This is a genomic window from Pseudidiomarina salinarum (genome assembly GCF_000753715.1).
Taxonomy (GTDB): Bacteria; Pseudomonadota; Gammaproteobacteria; order Enterobacterales; family Alteromonadaceae; genus Pseudidiomarina; species Pseudidiomarina salinarum.
In genome coordinates this window covers 34623-49370 of sequence record NZ_JPER01000002.1, presented here as the reverse complement: position 1 = coordinate 49370, position 14748 = coordinate 34623, and the positions used below count along the sequence as shown (strand labels likewise).

The 14748-nt window shown below is 54.8% G+C and carries 15 protein-coding genes; 10 read left to right on the top strand and 5 right to left on the bottom strand.

Annotated features, from left to right (window positions below; translation table 11 throughout):
• The first annotated feature begins 92 nt into the window (after positions 1 to 92).
• Together ompR and envZ are read left to right on the top strand one after the other, a co-directional pair.
• Positions 93 to 821 carry an osmolarity response regulator transcription factor OmpR gene (gene ompR, locus IDSA_RS05765; RefSeq protein WP_034775119.1) on the top strand — a complete coding sequence of 243 codons (729 nt, stop codon included), beginning with the start codon at positions 93 to 95 and terminating at the stop codon, positions 819 to 821.
• Positions 822 to 827: 6 nt separating this feature from the next.
• Complete coding sequence (gene envZ, locus IDSA_RS05760; RefSeq protein ID WP_034775118.1) at positions 828 to 2168, top strand: two-component system sensor histidine kinase EnvZ; 1341 nt, start codon at positions 828 to 830, stop codon at positions 2166 to 2168.
• On the opposite strand, the gene sthA is transcribed toward envZ, so the two are convergent.
• Positions 2157 to 3563 carry a Si-specific NAD(P)(+) transhydrogenase gene (sthA, locus tag IDSA_RS05755; RefSeq protein ID WP_034775116.1) on the bottom strand — a complete coding sequence of 469 codons (1407 nt, stop codon included), beginning with the start codon at positions 3561 to 3563 and terminating at the stop codon, positions 2157 to 2159. The two genes, envZ and sthA, sit on opposite strands and share 12 nt — an antisense overlap.
• A gap of 89 nt (positions 3564 to 3652) precedes the next feature.
• On the opposite strand from sthA, the gene nudE reads away from it, so the two are divergent.
• Positions 3653 to 4207, top strand: a complete 555-nt coding sequence (gene nudE, locus IDSA_RS05750) for an ADP compounds hydrolase NudE (protein ID WP_034775115.1) — start codon at positions 3653 to 3655, stop codon at positions 4205 to 4207.
• Positions 4200 to 5057 carry a 3'(2'),5'-bisphosphate nucleotidase CysQ gene (gene cysQ, locus IDSA_RS05745; protein WP_051986118.1) on the top strand — a complete coding sequence of 286 codons (858 nt, stop codon included), beginning with the start codon at positions 4200 to 4202 and terminating at the stop codon, positions 5055 to 5057. The genes nudE and cysQ overlap by 8 nt, the downstream gene beginning before the upstream one ends.
• Here the strand turns inward: cysQ and IDSA_RS05740 are convergent.
• Positions 5032 to 5244, bottom strand: a complete 213-nt coding sequence (locus tag IDSA_RS05740; protein WP_034775113.1) for a YheU family protein — start codon at positions 5242 to 5244, stop codon at positions 5032 to 5034. The genes cysQ and IDSA_RS05740 overlap by 26 nt on opposite strands.
• On the bottom strand, positions 5244 to 7145 hold the full coding sequence (locus IDSA_RS05735; protein WP_034775112.1) for an ATP-binding cassette domain-containing protein: 1902 nt from the start codon (positions 7143 to 7145) through the stop codon (positions 5244 to 5246). Before IDSA_RS05735 ends, IDSA_RS05740 begins: the two co-directional genes overlap by 1 nt.
• 101 nt (positions 7146 to 7246) lie before the next feature.
• Between IDSA_RS05735 and IDSA_RS05730 the strand changes: the two genes are divergently transcribed.
• Both IDSA_RS05730 and IDSA_RS05725 read left to right on the top strand, forming a co-directional pair.
• Complete coding sequence (locus IDSA_RS05730; RefSeq protein WP_034775111.1) at positions 7247 to 7462, top strand: YheV family putative zinc ribbon protein; 216 nt, start codon at positions 7247 to 7249, stop codon at positions 7460 to 7462.
• Positions 7459 to 7875 (top strand): MAPEG family protein, encoded by a 417-nt coding sequence (locus IDSA_RS05725; RefSeq protein WP_034775110.1) that lies wholly within the window; start codon positions 7459 to 7461, stop codon positions 7873 to 7875. Before IDSA_RS05730 ends, IDSA_RS05725 begins: the two co-directional genes overlap by 4 nt.
• Before the next feature lie 10 nt (positions 7876 to 7885).
• Here IDSA_RS05725 and IDSA_RS05720 read toward each other — a convergent pair whose 3' ends face one another.
• Positions 7886 to 8881, bottom strand: coding sequence for a branched-chain amino acid aminotransferase (locus IDSA_RS05720; protein ID WP_034775109.1), 996 nt, complete (start codon positions 8879 to 8881; stop codon positions 7886 to 7888).
• A 183-nt stretch (positions 8882 to 9064) separates the two neighbouring features.
• Between IDSA_RS05720 and IDSA_RS11835 the strand changes: the two genes are divergently transcribed.
• The 4 genes from IDSA_RS11835 to ligD (IDSA_RS05700) are packed head-to-tail and all read left to right on the top strand — an operon-like array spanning position 9065 to position 13760.
• Positions 9065 to 11173 carry a diguanylate cyclase gene (locus tag IDSA_RS11835; protein WP_051986117.1) on the top strand — a complete coding sequence of 703 codons (2109 nt, stop codon included), beginning with the start codon at positions 9065 to 9067 and terminating at the stop codon, positions 11171 to 11173.
• Positions 11174 to 11186: 13 nt separating this feature from the next.
• A complete protein-coding gene (locus IDSA_RS05710) occupies positions 11187 to 11789 on the top strand; it encodes a DNA polymerase ligase N-terminal domain-containing protein (RefSeq protein WP_034775108.1) in 603 nt (200 codons plus the stop codon).
• Positions 11782 to 12813 (top strand): non-homologous end-joining DNA ligase, encoded by a 1032-nt coding sequence (gene ligD / locus IDSA_RS05705; protein ID WP_034775107.1) that lies wholly within the window; start codon positions 11782 to 11784, stop codon positions 12811 to 12813. Before IDSA_RS05710 ends, ligD (IDSA_RS05705) begins: the two co-directional genes overlap by 8 nt.
• A 17-nt stretch (positions 12814 to 12830) precedes the next feature.
• Positions 12831 to 13760, top strand: coding sequence for a non-homologous end-joining DNA ligase (gene ligD, locus IDSA_RS05700; RefSeq protein WP_051986116.1), 930 nt, complete (start codon positions 12831 to 12833; stop codon positions 13758 to 13760).
• Here the strand turns inward: ligD (IDSA_RS05700) and IDSA_RS05695 are convergent.
• Complete coding sequence (locus IDSA_RS05695) at positions 13757 to 14731, bottom strand: alpha/beta fold hydrolase (protein WP_034775106.1); 975 nt, start codon at positions 14729 to 14731, stop codon at positions 13757 to 13759. The two genes, ligD (IDSA_RS05700) and IDSA_RS05695, sit on opposite strands and share 4 nt — an antisense overlap.
• Positions 14732 to 14748 lie beyond the last annotated feature (17 nt).

The following is a 14748-nucleotide window of genomic DNA, read 5'->3' as shown; positions in this document are numbered from 1 at the left end:
AAAAAGCCGCGCTGTGTTACATCGCGGTTATTGGTAAAACCCGCCGCTTCTTTTATAGTAGCTGCAGATGCCTATTTAACGGAGAGCACGGGATGTCACAGGAAACCTTCAAGGTTCTGGTCGTCGACGATGACGCGCGGCTACGCAGCCTGCTGGAGCGTTACCTGAGCGAGCAGAATTTTTATGTACGCACCGCTGGCCAGGGCGAACAGATGGACCGTTTACTCGAGCGCGAGAACTTTCACCTGATGGTGCTGGATCTGATGCTGCCGGGCGAGGACGGGCTATCAATCTGTCGCCGCCTGCGCCAGGCCAGTAATGATATTCCTATTGTCATGCTCACCGCCAAAGGTGATGAAGTGGATCGCATTATCGGCCTCGAACTGGGTGCCGATGATTACCTGGCCAAGCCCTTTAACCCTCGTGAACTCTTAGCCCGGATCCGCGCTGTGTTGCGCCGTCGCGGCAAAGAAATCCCCGGCGCGCCGTCCAACAGTGACGAGCAGATCAAATTTGGTGACTTCCGGCTTAGCCTGGGTACCCGCGAGATGTTCCGTGGCGATGAACCTATGCCGCTGACCAGCGGTGAGTTCGCTGTCCTGAAAGCCTTAGTTACCCACCCACGGCAGCCGATGTCGCGGGATAAGCTGATGAATCAGGCCCGTGGACGCGACTACAGCGCGCTCGAGCGCAGCATTGATGTTCAGGTTTCGCGGTTGCGGCGCATGCTGGAAGCCGATCCTGCCAACCCACGCTACATTCAGACCGTATGGGGACTCGGGTACGTGTTCGTGCCCGACGGCGAAAGTAAGTCAGCGTAAGCCTTGATGCGAATTCTGCCGCGTTCCGCATTTGCCCGCACTGTCGCATTAATTGCCGGTCTGCTGCTGATTAATCAGGTGGTGTCGTACATCATGGTGGGTTTGTATGTGGTCAAGCCCAGCATGCAGCAAATCAGTTCCGTGGTCGCCCGCCAGGTAGAAGGGGTACTGACCCTGGACCAATGGCTCTCCGACAGCCGCTTGTCGATGCCTGAAAAGCGCGATCTGGCGCGCGCATACACCGCTGCCACCGGCATCAAGCTCATGAGCCAGAATGAAGCGCTGCAACAGGGTCTGACCCAAACCACCGGTTATAGCTTTTTATCCTCAGAGATGAGCCGCCTGCTTGGCACTGACGCCGAGGTGCGGATCTCGCAGGGAAAGAATTATCAGGTCTGGATCCATACTGAAGGGATGCCGGATTACTGGCTGCAGATGGAACTGGACAGTTTTGATGAAGCGCGGTTTTCGCCGTTACTGTTCTATCTTATCCTGATCGGTATCCTCAGTGTCTTGGGCGGCATGCTCTTTACCAACTGGCAGAACAGGCCGCTTAAGGCCCTGCAGGCAGCGGCGCGCAAAATTGGCCGGGGCGAAGTGCCGGAGCAGTTGCCTGAACGCGGTTCCACCGAAGTGATTGCTGTAACCCGCGCCTTTAACCAGATGTCCAAAGGCGTGCAGCAGTTGGAGCAGGATCGCGCGTTGTTGATGGCCGGGGTATCCCACGACCTGCGCACGCCGCTGACACGGATCCGGTTAGCCACCGAAATGATGCCACCGAGCGAGGATTTTCTCGCTGAGGGTATTATCAGTGATATCGATGATATGAATGCCATCATTGATCAGTTTATCGACTATGTACGCATCGATACGTCTGCCGACAATGAAACCCAGAACCTGAACTACCTGATTGAAGATGTGGTGGGGCATGTGCCGGATACCTGGAAATCGATCATTACCGTGAATTACCAGACCATTCCCGATGTTCCGGTGCGGGCGATTTCTATTAAGCGGGTATTACTCAATTTGCTGGAAAATGCCGAGCGCTATGGTCGCCAGCGTATTCAGATTGATACCGGCTTTGATGTGGATGAGCAGCAGGTCTGGTTCAGTGTCAGCGATGATGGACCCGGCATCCCGGCCACCGATGTCGAGCATTTGTTGCTGCCCTTTACACAGGGCGACAAGGCGCGCGCAACCAGCGGCTCGGGGCTAGGATTAGCCATTGTGAAACGGATTATTGAGCGTCACCGCGGCCATATTAGTCTGGGCCGCAGCGAACAACTCGGAGGCTTGCAGGTACGGGTAGAGCTGCCGGTCAGCAGCTCAGCAGGCTCAGCCCCGTAGGCGGTTGAGCCCGTTCAGTGCTGCTACCCGATAGGCTTCGGCCATGGTCGGATAGTTAAAGGTGGTGCTGACAAAATACTCAATGGTATTGGCTTCACCTTTCTGCTCCATGATGGCCTGGCCGATATGGATAATCTCCGCCGCCCGCTCACCAAAACAGTGAATACCCAGTACTTCTTTGGTTTCCTGATGGAATAAAATCTTCAGGCTACCCACCGCCATATTGGAAATCTGGGCCCGGGCCAGATGTTTAAACTGGGCGCGGCCGACTTCATAAGGAACCCGCTGTTCCGTCAGCTCTTCTTCAGTTTTACCCACTGAACTGATTTCCGGGATGGTATAAATTCCCGTCGGGATATCGCTTTTCAGGCGCTGGGCGCAATCACCCGACAACATCGCGGTGGCACAGATACGGCCCTGATCATAGGCGGCGCTGGCCAGCGACGGATAACCAATGATGTCGCCGACTGCATAGATGTTGTCAGTCGAGGTCTGATAAAGCTTCGACACTTCAAGCTGCCCCCGGTAATTCGGTTTCAGGCCCACTTTATCGACCTGCAGCTCTTCGATATTGCCCGAGCGACCATTGGCAAACAGCAGACAGTCAGCAACAATGCGCTTGCCGGACTTGGTCTTCATGACCACATTGTCATCGGTGCCTTCGATGCTTTCATATTCTTCGTTATGGCGAATCACAACGCCACTGTTGCGCAGATGATAAGACAGCGCATCGGAAATTTCCGCATCCAGGAATGACAACAAGCGATCACGGGTATTGATCAGATCTACTTTAACGCCGAGGCCACGGAAAATGCTGGCGTATTCACAGCCAACCACGCCAGCGCCGTAAATGATAATACTGCGCGGCTCGTGCTCCAGGGCTAACACAGTGTCGGAGTCATAAATCCGCGGATGGCTGAAGTCGACGTCTTCGGGATGATAAGGGCGTGAGCCGCTGGCTATCACCACCTGCCGGGTTTCGATATATTCTTCGACGCCGTCGTCCTGAACCACCTTGATACAGCTCTCGCTTTCGAAACTGGCGACGCCGTGAATCACTGTCACGCCGTTGCGGTTATAAAAACTGCTGCGTAGATTGACCTGTTTGCGGATCACGCCCTGGGCGTGTTTCAGGATCTCGGCGAACGTCAGGCCGCGCTGAATGCGGTCGTTCGAGAACAGTGGATTACTGTGGTATTCAATGAGCCGGCTTACCGAATGCCGCAACGCTTTCGACGGAATGGTTCCCCAATGGGTACAGCCACCACCGATGGAGCTGTGTTTTTCGATCATTACGACCGAGCAGCCACTTTTTGCCAGTTGCATGGCCGCGCCTTCGCCACCAGGGCCGCTGCCAATCACTACTGCGTCAAATTGTGTCTTGGTCTGGCTCATTAAGGACTCCTTTAGGTTGTGCGGTGCTGTTCTTTCCCGTTATAGTAACTAAAACCAAGCATGTTGAGCCAGCTTTAAACGGATCTGTGATGGCGCGCAAACAAATTCCCGAAATACTGACCCGGCAAACCGTCGCCCGCAGCAGATTGCTGCGCATTGAGGCGATCGATCTGCGTTTCAGCAACGGCGTTGAACGTCAGTTTGAACGCATGCAGGGCAGCGGCCGGGGCGCTGTCATGATGGTGCCATTTATGGATGACGATACTATCATGCTGGTACGGGAATACGCAGCCGGTCTGCACAATTATCAGCTTGGTTTTCCCAAAGGCCTGATTGATGCCGGCGAGAGTCCCGAACAGGCAGCTATCCGCGAACTGAAGGAAGAAATTGGTTACGGTGCGCGCGAACTTATTCCGCTGAAAAGTGTGACCATGGCGCCCCAGTTTTTTGCCGCGACCATGCATATCTTCATTGCCCGTGACCTGTATCCCGAGCAGCTTGCTGGTGATGAACCTGAACCGCTGGAACTGGTGCCCTGGTCGCTGCAGAAAGTCGATGCGCTGCTGGATCAGGAAGATTTCACTGAAGCCCGCAGTATTGCGGCGCTGCTGATGATGCTAAGGGAGCGTAACGGTCATGACTAATGAATCACGTGATTATAGCAGTCCGGATCAGCTGACCGAGTGGCTGGAGGGCGCCGCCGATATCGCGGTGCGCGCCGGCGCACTTATCCTTGAGCTGTATCGCGATCAGGATTTCGAAACCTTTGAAAAAGAGGATGATTCGCCGGTCACCAGTGCGGATTTTGCCGCTAACCGGGTGATACTCGATGCCCTTGCCGATTTAACCCCTGATATTCCCGTGCTCTCTGAAGAGGGCTCCCATCTTAGCTTTGAAGAGCGCCGCAAGTGGCCCCGTTACTGGATAATTGATCCCATCGACGGTACCCAGGAATTTATCAGGCAAAGCGGGGACTTTGGTGTGGTGATTAGCCTGGTGGAGCATAACCGCCCGGTATTGGGGATCATCTACTGGCCAACTGAGGATGTGCTCTTTACCGCCCAACAGGGCAAGGGCGCCTATAAACAGGATCGGCAGGGTAAGCGCAAAGTTGAGGTCCGTTATCTCGATGACCCGCAACGTGACCCGCTGAAAGTGGCGATAAGCAGACGCCAGCCCGAAGCCCTGGTACTGGATCGGATGGGCAGCGAGCGCGAGCTCGAATTAGTGCGTGTGGGTAGTTGTTCGCTGAAGGCTTGTCTTATCGCTGAAGGCAAAGCGGATTGCTTCTTGAGAGTTGGACCTACCGGGGAGTGGGATACCGCTGCCGCCGAGGTCATTGTCGGTGAGGCCGGCGGCAATATTCTCAGTGAATATTTTGACCCGCTGACCTATAACCAGGAACCCAATCTGGGGAATCCGAATTTCATTATTATGGGCGATCCGGCGGTTAACTGGCGCGAGATCTTTACCTACCATCGGCAGGCAGAATAGTTACTGTCTCGTGCAATTCTGACCACACCAGCACCGCTTCACCGCGTTGCAATTGCAGCCTTACATCTGCAACTTTCTGTTCCATCGACTTTTCTTCAAGGCCATAGTCCGTGCCTTCGCGCAGCACGAAGCTCTCAATCAAATTAACCAGCGTCTGCTCATCAAGTTGCTGCCAGGGAATTTCCATCAGCTTCCTTCCTCGGCCTGTTGCAGTGCTTCAGCCGCTTCCATCCAGGCGGCCTCGACGGTTTCCAGTTTCTGCTTAAGGCTGGCTTGTTGCTGCAACAGGTCTGTCAGTTCTGCTTTGCGTTCTGCATCATAAAGGCCGTTGTCGGCCAGGCGGTCGTTCAGCGCATCCAGTTGTGTGCTGACTTCAGACATCTGTTTTTCAGCTTTTTGCAGCTGGTCTTTCAGCGGCTTCAGGGCCTGACGGCGCTCTGCAGCCTGGCGTTTTTCCGCCTTCCGGTCGCCCTTATCCGAAGCGGGGATTGGCTCGCCGGCTGCAGGCGCTGACGCCGAAACTTGCTGTTTCAGCCATTCGTGGTAGGCATCGAGGTCGCCGTCAAAAGGATTGACCTGCTGGTTCGCAACTAAGTAGAACTCGTCAACCGTGGTGCGCAGCAAATGGCGGTCGTGCGAAACGATAACCATGGCGCCTTCAAAATCCTGCAAGGCAAATACCAGTGCTTCGCGCATGGTACTGTCCAGGTGGTTGGTGGGCTCATCGAGTAACAGCATATTGGGTTTCTGGTAGACAATCAGCGCCAGCACCAGCCGGGCTTTTTCACCACCGGACATCGGCTCGACCAGTGAACTCGCCATATCACCGGAAAACCCAAAGCCACCGATGAAGTCGCGCAGTTGCTGTTCCGTCGCCTTCTCATCAAGACGTTGCAGGTGCTGTAATGGTGTCGCGCGTGAATCCAGTAACTCAAGCTGATGCTGGGCAAAGTAGCCCAGGCTTACGCCGGGGTTTAGCTGCACCACACCGGCCTGCGGCTCGAGCTCGCCAGCCAGCAGTTTAACCAGCGTCGATTTACCCGCGCCGTTGCGGCCGAGCAGGCCAATGCGGCTGCCTGGTACCAGGTTAAATTTAATGTCTTTTAAAATAGTCAGATCGCCATAACCCGCCTGCACTTTGTCCAGCGTCAGCAGCGGATTTGGCAACTGGTTAGGTTTGCGGAAGCTGAAGTTAAAGCCGCTGCGGGCCAGCATAGGCGCGCTCGCCTGCAACCGCTCCAGCGCCTTGATCCGGCTCTGTGCCTGGCGGGCTTTACTGGCTTTATAGCGAAAGCGGTCAATATAACTTTGCAAATGCTTTTTCTGGGCCTGCTCTTTTTCAAACAGCGCCTGCTGCTGCGCCAGTTGCTCGGCCTGCTGGCGCTCAAAGCTGCTGTAGTTGCCGTTGTAACTGGTGGCCTGCTGATGTTCGATGTGAATGATCTGCTGGGCAATGGCATCCAGAAAATCCCGGTCGTGAGAAATCACCATCAGGGTACCGGGAAATCGCTGTAACCAGTCTTCCAGCCAGAAAATAGCATCGACATCCAGGTGGTTGGTCGGCTCATCCAGCAGCAATAAATCGGCGCGGGCTATCAGCGCCTGTGCCAGGTTCAGGCGCATCCGCCAGCCGCCGGAAAAGGCATGCACCGGCTGGTGGATCTGCGCCGGGGTGAAGCCCAGGCCGTCGAGCAGGCTGGCCGCGCGGGCATTGGCGTCATAGCCGCCGATGGTACCCAGCTCGTCATGCAGCCGGCCGATGGCATGGCCATCCTGCCGGTGCTCGGCGTCAGCAATCTTTTTTTGTACCGCCCGTAGCTCGGTATCACCATCCAGCACGTATTCAATGGCAGGCTGATCCAGCGCCGGGGTTTCCTGGCGGACACTGGCAATGCGCCAGCCCGATGGCACATCGCAGCTGCCTTGCTCCACCTGCAGCTCACCGCGTAACAGCGCAAACAACGAGGATTTACCGGTACCGTTGCGACCTACCAGGCCCACATGGTGGCCCGGGAAAATGGTAATATCGGCGTCTTGTAGCAATAGCTTACCGCCACGCATCAGGGTCATGGCGCGGATGTTTATCATAAAGCTCCCGAGCTTAGGTGTTTAGCTGCTTTTTTAAATGAAATATGCGAAATTTCGCGCAAAGTCTGCCACAATTATACCGCATGCCAACAGAGGTGAATATGGCCCGACAACGTAAACGTTTTATTGCTGGTGCCCAGTGCCCGGCGTGTAATGCCCTTGATACTTTGATGCTGTTTGTCGAGGATGATGTCGAGACGGTCGAATGCGTTCAGTGTAAGCACCGCTTCAGCGAACGTGATGAGCCCGCTCAGCCCGGCGGCCAGCCTGATCCGGTGGCCGTAAATAAAAACATAATTGGGATATTCAAACCATGACCGCTAGCTATCCACTGATATTTTGGGGAATCATCGTTATTATTGCCACTGTCATTGTGCAGTCCGTGATTGCTGCCACGACCAAGGCAAAACAGCCCGATGCGATACCCGGTAAAATTGACCCTTCGCTAAGCCATTCTTCGCTGGTTTTCCGTACCCATCGCACCTTTATGAATTCGCTCGAAAACACTACCTTTATGCTGGCCACGATATTTCTCGGCCTGTTTATGGGTGTCAGCGTATTCTGGATGGGCATTTGGATCTGGATTTATGCCTTAGCGCGTATTTTCCACATGATCCTGTACTACGGCATCGCGACTGAGAAAAACCCCAGCCCGCGCAGCTATTTCTATCTGATAGGCCTGATTGCCAACATCGCGCTGTTGGTGCAGTGCGCTCTGGTTTTAATCTAAGCCATTGCCATCACACTTTGGTAAGCCAGCCGTGGTTGTCAGTGGCTTCACCCCACTGCACGGCGTTAAGTGCCCGGCGTAACTTGTCAGTGGTCGGGCCCTGAGCTCCGCTGCCAACATGGTAGTCCTTGCCGTTGTGGATAAGCGTACCGACCGGAGTCAGAACTGCCGCGGTACCAGACAGCGCAGCCTCAGTACCGGGTTTAGCTGCCCGTTCCAGTAATTCTTCCACGCTGAGCTCACGCTCACTGACAGTCATTCCCATGTCGCGCGCCAGCGTCAGCAGCGAATCCCGCGTGATGCCATGTAAAAACGACGTATCCAGGGCCTTGGTGATAATCTCGTTGCCATCGATGAGTAAGAAGTTCGCGGCACCGGTTTCCTGTACATCGCCACCCGGGCAGAACAGCACCTGATCGGCGTTCACTTCTTTGCGGGCCTGCATAATAGGTTGCAGCGCGCTGGCATAATTACCGCCACTCTTCACCATGCCCATATGCGCAGCACAGCGTGAGCCTTCCTCCTCAAGTAGCAGTCGCAATGGTTTAGCACCACCACTGAAGTAATCGCCGACCGGCGACAGCAAAATGTAGAGCATGGAGGTGCTGCTGGGGCTGGCAGCCTTGCCTATCGCCGGCTCGGTGCCGATATGGGTGGGCCGGATATACATTGAGCCCGGCGGCTCCGGTACCTCATCAGCATAATGAGCGACTATGCCGATAATCATTTCTTCTAACAGCTCAGGGCTGATTTCGGGCAAGGACAACAATCGGCCACTCTGAATCAGGCGGGCAATATTTGCCTCCATGCGAAAAATATTGACCGAACCGTCTTTGTGGCGAAAGGCTTTCAGGCCTTCAAAACAGCTGCTGGCATAGTGCAATACATGCGCGCCGGGATGCAGGTTAATCTGCTCTGCGGACACTTGTTCGGGGGTAGTCCAGCCTTCATCATCAAAAGTAGTAAGTGCCATTTTAGGCATGAAAACGGTACCAAAGGCTGCCATTGCTGCTTCCTGCTGTTAAGATCGGTCAGTTACAGACTGAGTGTAAAGGGCGCGGACGCTAAGAGCAAATGCCATTACCGCTGTGGTCCGATGGCAGTCACGAAGCTGGCTTTCCACGCTTGATGGTCTAGGCTATAGGCCACATACCTCTCATCAAGGGAAAGGGCTGAAAAAGGATTCAACGTGAAGACAAACCGATCACTTTCATTCTGGAGACATATTCCCCTGCGCGCTCAGATTATTGCTGGTTTCGCCGTGCCCATTGTGATCGTGGCGGGGCTATCCTGGGTTGTGTCCGTCAATATGGAAAGCGTGAAACGGCTGTCGGATCAGTCTGAGCGACTTGTGCGTGAAATCGCCTTGCGCACCGAGTTGCTCAAGGCAGTCGTTAACGCCGAAACCGGCGAGCGGGGCTTCATTATCACGGGTAACGAGGAGTTTCTCGAACCCTATGAGAATGCCCGTACGCAGTTCGTTAAATTGGCTGACGAATGGCGTCAACTTGCAGGTTACAACGGTGCAGAGCCTCAGCTGGATCGCATGGAAGCACTGTTCGCTCGATGGTTAAATGAAATTGCCGAACCGGCGATCGCGGCGCGCTCCCGGTCACCTGGTCGTCTCTTCAGTCATAGTTTCAATGCCTATTACCATCTGAACCGGATGCAGGAGCTGCTGCGTCGTGATGCGCTGATCGAACAGATACAATATGAACACGAACAATACCAGGCTGCCCGAAGCCGGGCCTTGCGTGATGTGCCTGATGAGAAAGCTGACGCAACCTGGCTGCCGATAGAAGTAACTAGCGGCCAGCTTGCGGCACTGGTTAATCAGCTGAATGAGACGGCCTGGTCGGCAGAAGATCGAAATCGTACTGATAATTTAATCGAGCAATTAGAGCGCCGGTGGCGCGAAATCGCCCATACTTACCGGGAAGCAGAGGACGTGAGTTCAGCACTGGTCGCTTCGGGTCGCGGTAAAGAACTGGTCGATGAAATGCGCGTCATCATCGGCGATGTCATCGCCGAAAAAGAGCTCTTGCATACCGAAGTGAAGGCGGAGGTCGACCAGCGCATGCAAGTGGTCGAACGGATGGCAATCCTGCTGCCGGTAATGGGAGTGGGCTTAGGTGTCGCGCTGTTGCTGCTGATGCAAATGGGCGTTATTTCCAGTATTGAGAAACTGCGATTGACCGCACGTCGTATTGAGAGCGGAGATCTGTCTGCCCGGGTTGAAGATACACGCTCGGATGAATTGGGCGTATTGGCTGGCGATTTTAACCGGATGGCCGATCAGCTGGAGCTGGCAGAACGAGAAACTAAGATACTATCGGGGCTGCAGTCGATGCTGGTGTCATCCAACACGGAAACTGAAGCCTATAGCGCGACCGCCAGAGCCTTTCAAAAACTGTTACCGCAGATACCGGGGGCGCTCTATCTTACTGCTCCGTCGCGCGATTATGCTGAACTCATTATGGACTGGAGCAATGGTATTGAACCGGTTGCGCGCTTTCATCCGGAAGACTGTCGCGCCCTGCGTCTGGGGCGTACCTATAAAGCCTCGAGTGAGTCGGCCGAACTCTTCTGTGCCCACGCCGACGAGCAGAAGCTGAGTTTTTCCGTATGCATACCGCTGGTCACCCGGGATGAGGTGTTGGGCACCTTATACCTGGCGAGTTCCAAAGAGGATTCGGTCAAGCTGAACGATCATGAACTGGCATTGGCAAAAACTGTGGCGGAGCGCCTGTCGCTCGCTTTAAGTAACCTGCGGCTCACTGAAAAACTGCGTCGTGAGTCGGTCCGTGACCCACTGACCGGCCTGTACAACCGGCGCTATCTGGAAGAAACCCTCGAGCGCGAAATGCAGCGGGTATCGCGATCCGGCAAGCCCCTATCGGTGATCACTCTCGACGTCGATCATTTTAAACGTTTTAACGATACCTTTGGGCATGAGGCCGGGGACCGTGTGCTCGAAGAACTGGCAACGCAGATGACCAGCCTGGCGCGGCCTGGCGATGTGGTTTGTCGCTTTGGTGGCGAGGAGTTTATGTTGATACTGCCGGAAGCTGCCGCTGATATCGCCGGTGCGCGGGCCGAAGAACTCCGCCGCCGCATCGAAGCGCTTGAGCTCTTTTATGGCGGGCATTCGCTGGGTACGGTGACGATTTCACTTGGCGTGGCCACCTTCCCCGATCATGCCAGCAGGAAAGAAGATTTACTGCGGCTGGCCGATAATGCGCTCTATGAAGCCAAGAAACGAGGGCGCAATCAGGTCGCCATAAACGGCGCAGATTAAAAGAGAGGTAGTTATGTCGGAAGATGACAAAGTACCGGAGGATTACAAAGATAAACGTGATCTGGATAAAACCTCAGAGCCATCGGGCGACGAGGTCAGTTTTGACTGGGCCGATGAGCGACCGATTTTTGTGATCCAGAAGCACGATGCGTCCAGTCTGCATTATGATTTCCGGATTGAAGTCGATGGCGTATTAAAATCCTGGGCGGTGCCAAAAGGGCCCTCTACTGATCCCAGTGATAAACGGCTGGCGGTTCCCACCGAAGACCACCCGTTAGACTATGCCGATTTTGAAGGCGTGATTCCGGAGGACGAATACGGCGGCGGCACTGTAATGATCTGGGATCGCGGCAGCTACCGAAACTTGAAAGACGATAAATCAGTTGCCGATCAGCTTGCAGATGGTCATGCCACCATCTGGCTGGAAGGTGAGAAGATCTGCGGTGGTTACGCACTGATCGATACCGACAGCGGCGATGATGAGCGCTGGTTGCTGGTCAAAATTGATGATGAGAGAGCAGATGCCCGGCGCAATCCGGTTTCTACTGAAACAGAGTCAGTCGACAGCCGTCGTAGCCTGAAGGAGATCGGCAACGAGGAGTCGGACGATGAGTGATCTGCTGAGCAGGTTATCTGACAACGCTCGCGAACAAGCGCACGAAGTAGAGCAGCCAGAGTGGATGGATCCCATGCAGGCCAAACTGACCCATGACCATTTCTCCGACGATGCCTGGCTCTACGAACGTAAGCTTGATGGTGAGCGCGTGATTGTGTACATCGAGAGCGACGGCAAGGTGCGCCTGATGTCACGCAATCAGGAATGTCTGAATGACAGTTACCCTGAACTGGAACGTGCGCTAAAGGAGTGCCATAAAGCCCCGTGTATTCTGGATGGCGAGGTGGTGGCCCTGAATGATGACGGCGTCAGTGAATTTCAGAAGCTGCAGGCGCGTATGAAAGTATCCAGCCGCGACGAAGCCTGCCAGAGCGATGTGAAAGTCCATTTCTACTTTTTTGATTGTCTTTACATTGATGGTTATGACGTGACCGATTGTCCGCTAACCGAGCGGAAGAAAGTGCTTAAAGAGGCGTTGGACTGGCAGGATCCTTTGCGCTTTACTGAGTATCGTAAAGGGGATGGGCTGGAATATTACCAAGAGGCCTGTGACAAGGGCTGGGAAGGGCTGATCGCGAAAGACGGCGAAGGTACCTATGTGCATAGCCGCTCGCCCAAATGGCTGAAGTTCAAATGTGTGATGGAGCAGGAATTCGTTATCGGCGGCTATACCGAGCCGGAAGGCGATCGGGTTGGCTTCGGTGCCTTGCTGTTGGGCTTCTACCGGGACGCTAAATTCGTTTATGCCGGGCAGGTCGGCACTGGCTTTGACGACGATACGCTCCGGGAACTGCACGACCGGTTGCAGAAAATCGAACGCGACACCTCGCCCTATGATGAGGGCGATCCACAGACAAAAGACGTCCACTTTGTAACCCCTGAACTGGTCTGTGAGGTGGGTTTTACCGAATGGACGAAAAAAGATCAGTTGCGGCATCCACGATACAAAGGGCTGCGGCGCGACAAAGAGCCTGAAGATGTGCATAAAGAGGAAGAGAGTCAGGCGGCCGAACCTGAGTTGTAAGCGAGGAGGAAATTACCGTGAAAATAGACGGCCATGACATTGATATCTCCAATAGCGATAAGGTGTTTTTCCCCGATGCCGGCCTCACCAAAGGTGATCTCATTGATTACTATGAGCAGGTGGCATCAACTATGGTGCCGCACATGCAGCACTATGGCGTGAGTATGCAGCGCTTCCCCGACGGTATCGACGGCGACAGCTTCTACAATAAAGACACCCCGGATTATTTCCCCGACTGGATAGATACAGTTAACTTTCCCAAACGCGAGGGCGGCAGTTTCAATGCGCCGGTGGTGAAAACCCAGGCCGGACTGGTGTACCTCGCCAACCAGGCGGTGCTGACACCGCACCTGTATCTGGCCCGCACCGATGATCTGAATCACCCCGATAAAATGATTTACGATCTCGACCCGCCTGAAGATACGAAAGACTATTCCACTGTGCGGGCAGCAGCGCTGGCGATCCGCGACGTGATGCAGGAACTTGAGCTTGATTGCTGGGTACAGACCACCGGGTCAAAAGGCTTCCACGTGATTATTCCGCTGGATTGTAGCGCGGATTTTGATGCTGTCCGCGAATTCGCCAAAGATACCGCGCGCTTACTGGTGCGGCGCGAACCCGATAAATATACCCTGGAGCAACGTAAGAGTGACCGCAAAGGCCGGGTGTTCCTGGACATGTTGCGTAACGCTTATGGTGCCACTGCTGTGGCGCCTTACGCCGTCCGCGCCCGGGAGGAAGCGCCCGTGGCGACGCCAATAGACTGGCAGGAAATCGAGGATGGCGCATCGCCCAGAGACTGGACTATTAAGAACCTGCCACGGCGGCTGGCGCAAAAGGAGGATCCCTGGGCAAGCATCCGTCAGCACAGCTATGCGCTGACCGGACGCCGCGAGCAATTGCATGAACTACTGGAGCAGGAAAAGCCCGCTGAAGAGGAGTCTTAACGTTGCTCCGCGAGCCCCAGAAAGTTAAGTACCGGTTGCAATGACTGGTCTGGATCTTCTTCCTGCGGAATATGGCCAAGATCCGGAAACACCACCAGTTCGCTATTGCGGACATCCCTGGCGTATTCATAGCCGTTAGCCACAGGGATCAGGCGATCCTGTGCGCCCCACAGAATAAGGGTGGGCTGCTCTAATGACCGGATAATGGCCTGCTCGTGACCGTTATCATCCTGCTGAAAACGCTGGCGTAATGCCTGCCGGTTACCCTCACGCCGGGCCATATCGTAATAAAGGTCAACCAGCTCGTCGGTGACTAAATCAGGGTTCGCGTAAACATTCTCCAGACTGTTGCGCACCATAAATCGCGGCAACATATAGTCCATAAGCTGACCCAGCACAGGTAATTGCGCTACGTGGAATGCCAGCGGCATCGACTTTGGCGGCAGCGGATAACCGCCACTGGGATCGACTAAGATAAGCCGGGTAACCCGCTCCGGAGCGACCGCGGCGGTGGTCCAGGCGATGCGTCCGCCCAGCGAATTGCCGGCGAGCACAAATTTATCAATCTGAAGGCTATCGGCCAGCGCAATGACAAATTCGGAATAGGCCGTGATGTGGTAATCCTCGCGTGGATGCGGGCCGGTTAAGCCAAAGCCCGGCAGGTCCATGCGGATTACCCGGCGGTGTTGTGCCAGGTGTTCGGCCCAGCCCTCCCAGGTATGCAAGCTGGCGGAGGTTCCGTGTAACAGAATCACGGGTTCAGGATCATTGCGCGGCCCCTCGTCACGAATATGTACCTGCATGCCATGCAGGTCCATGAACAGGGAAGGCGGGGTAGCCCATCGCTCTGCAAGTTCATCAGCGGGCTTGCCCGGGGTCCAGAAAACAATAACGGCCACCGCAATTACCGCGATAGCCAGAATCACTAATTTCGCGATTAATCGCAGCACAGCCGGGAAAAAGTTGTTCATAAAAGATGATTCCGGTG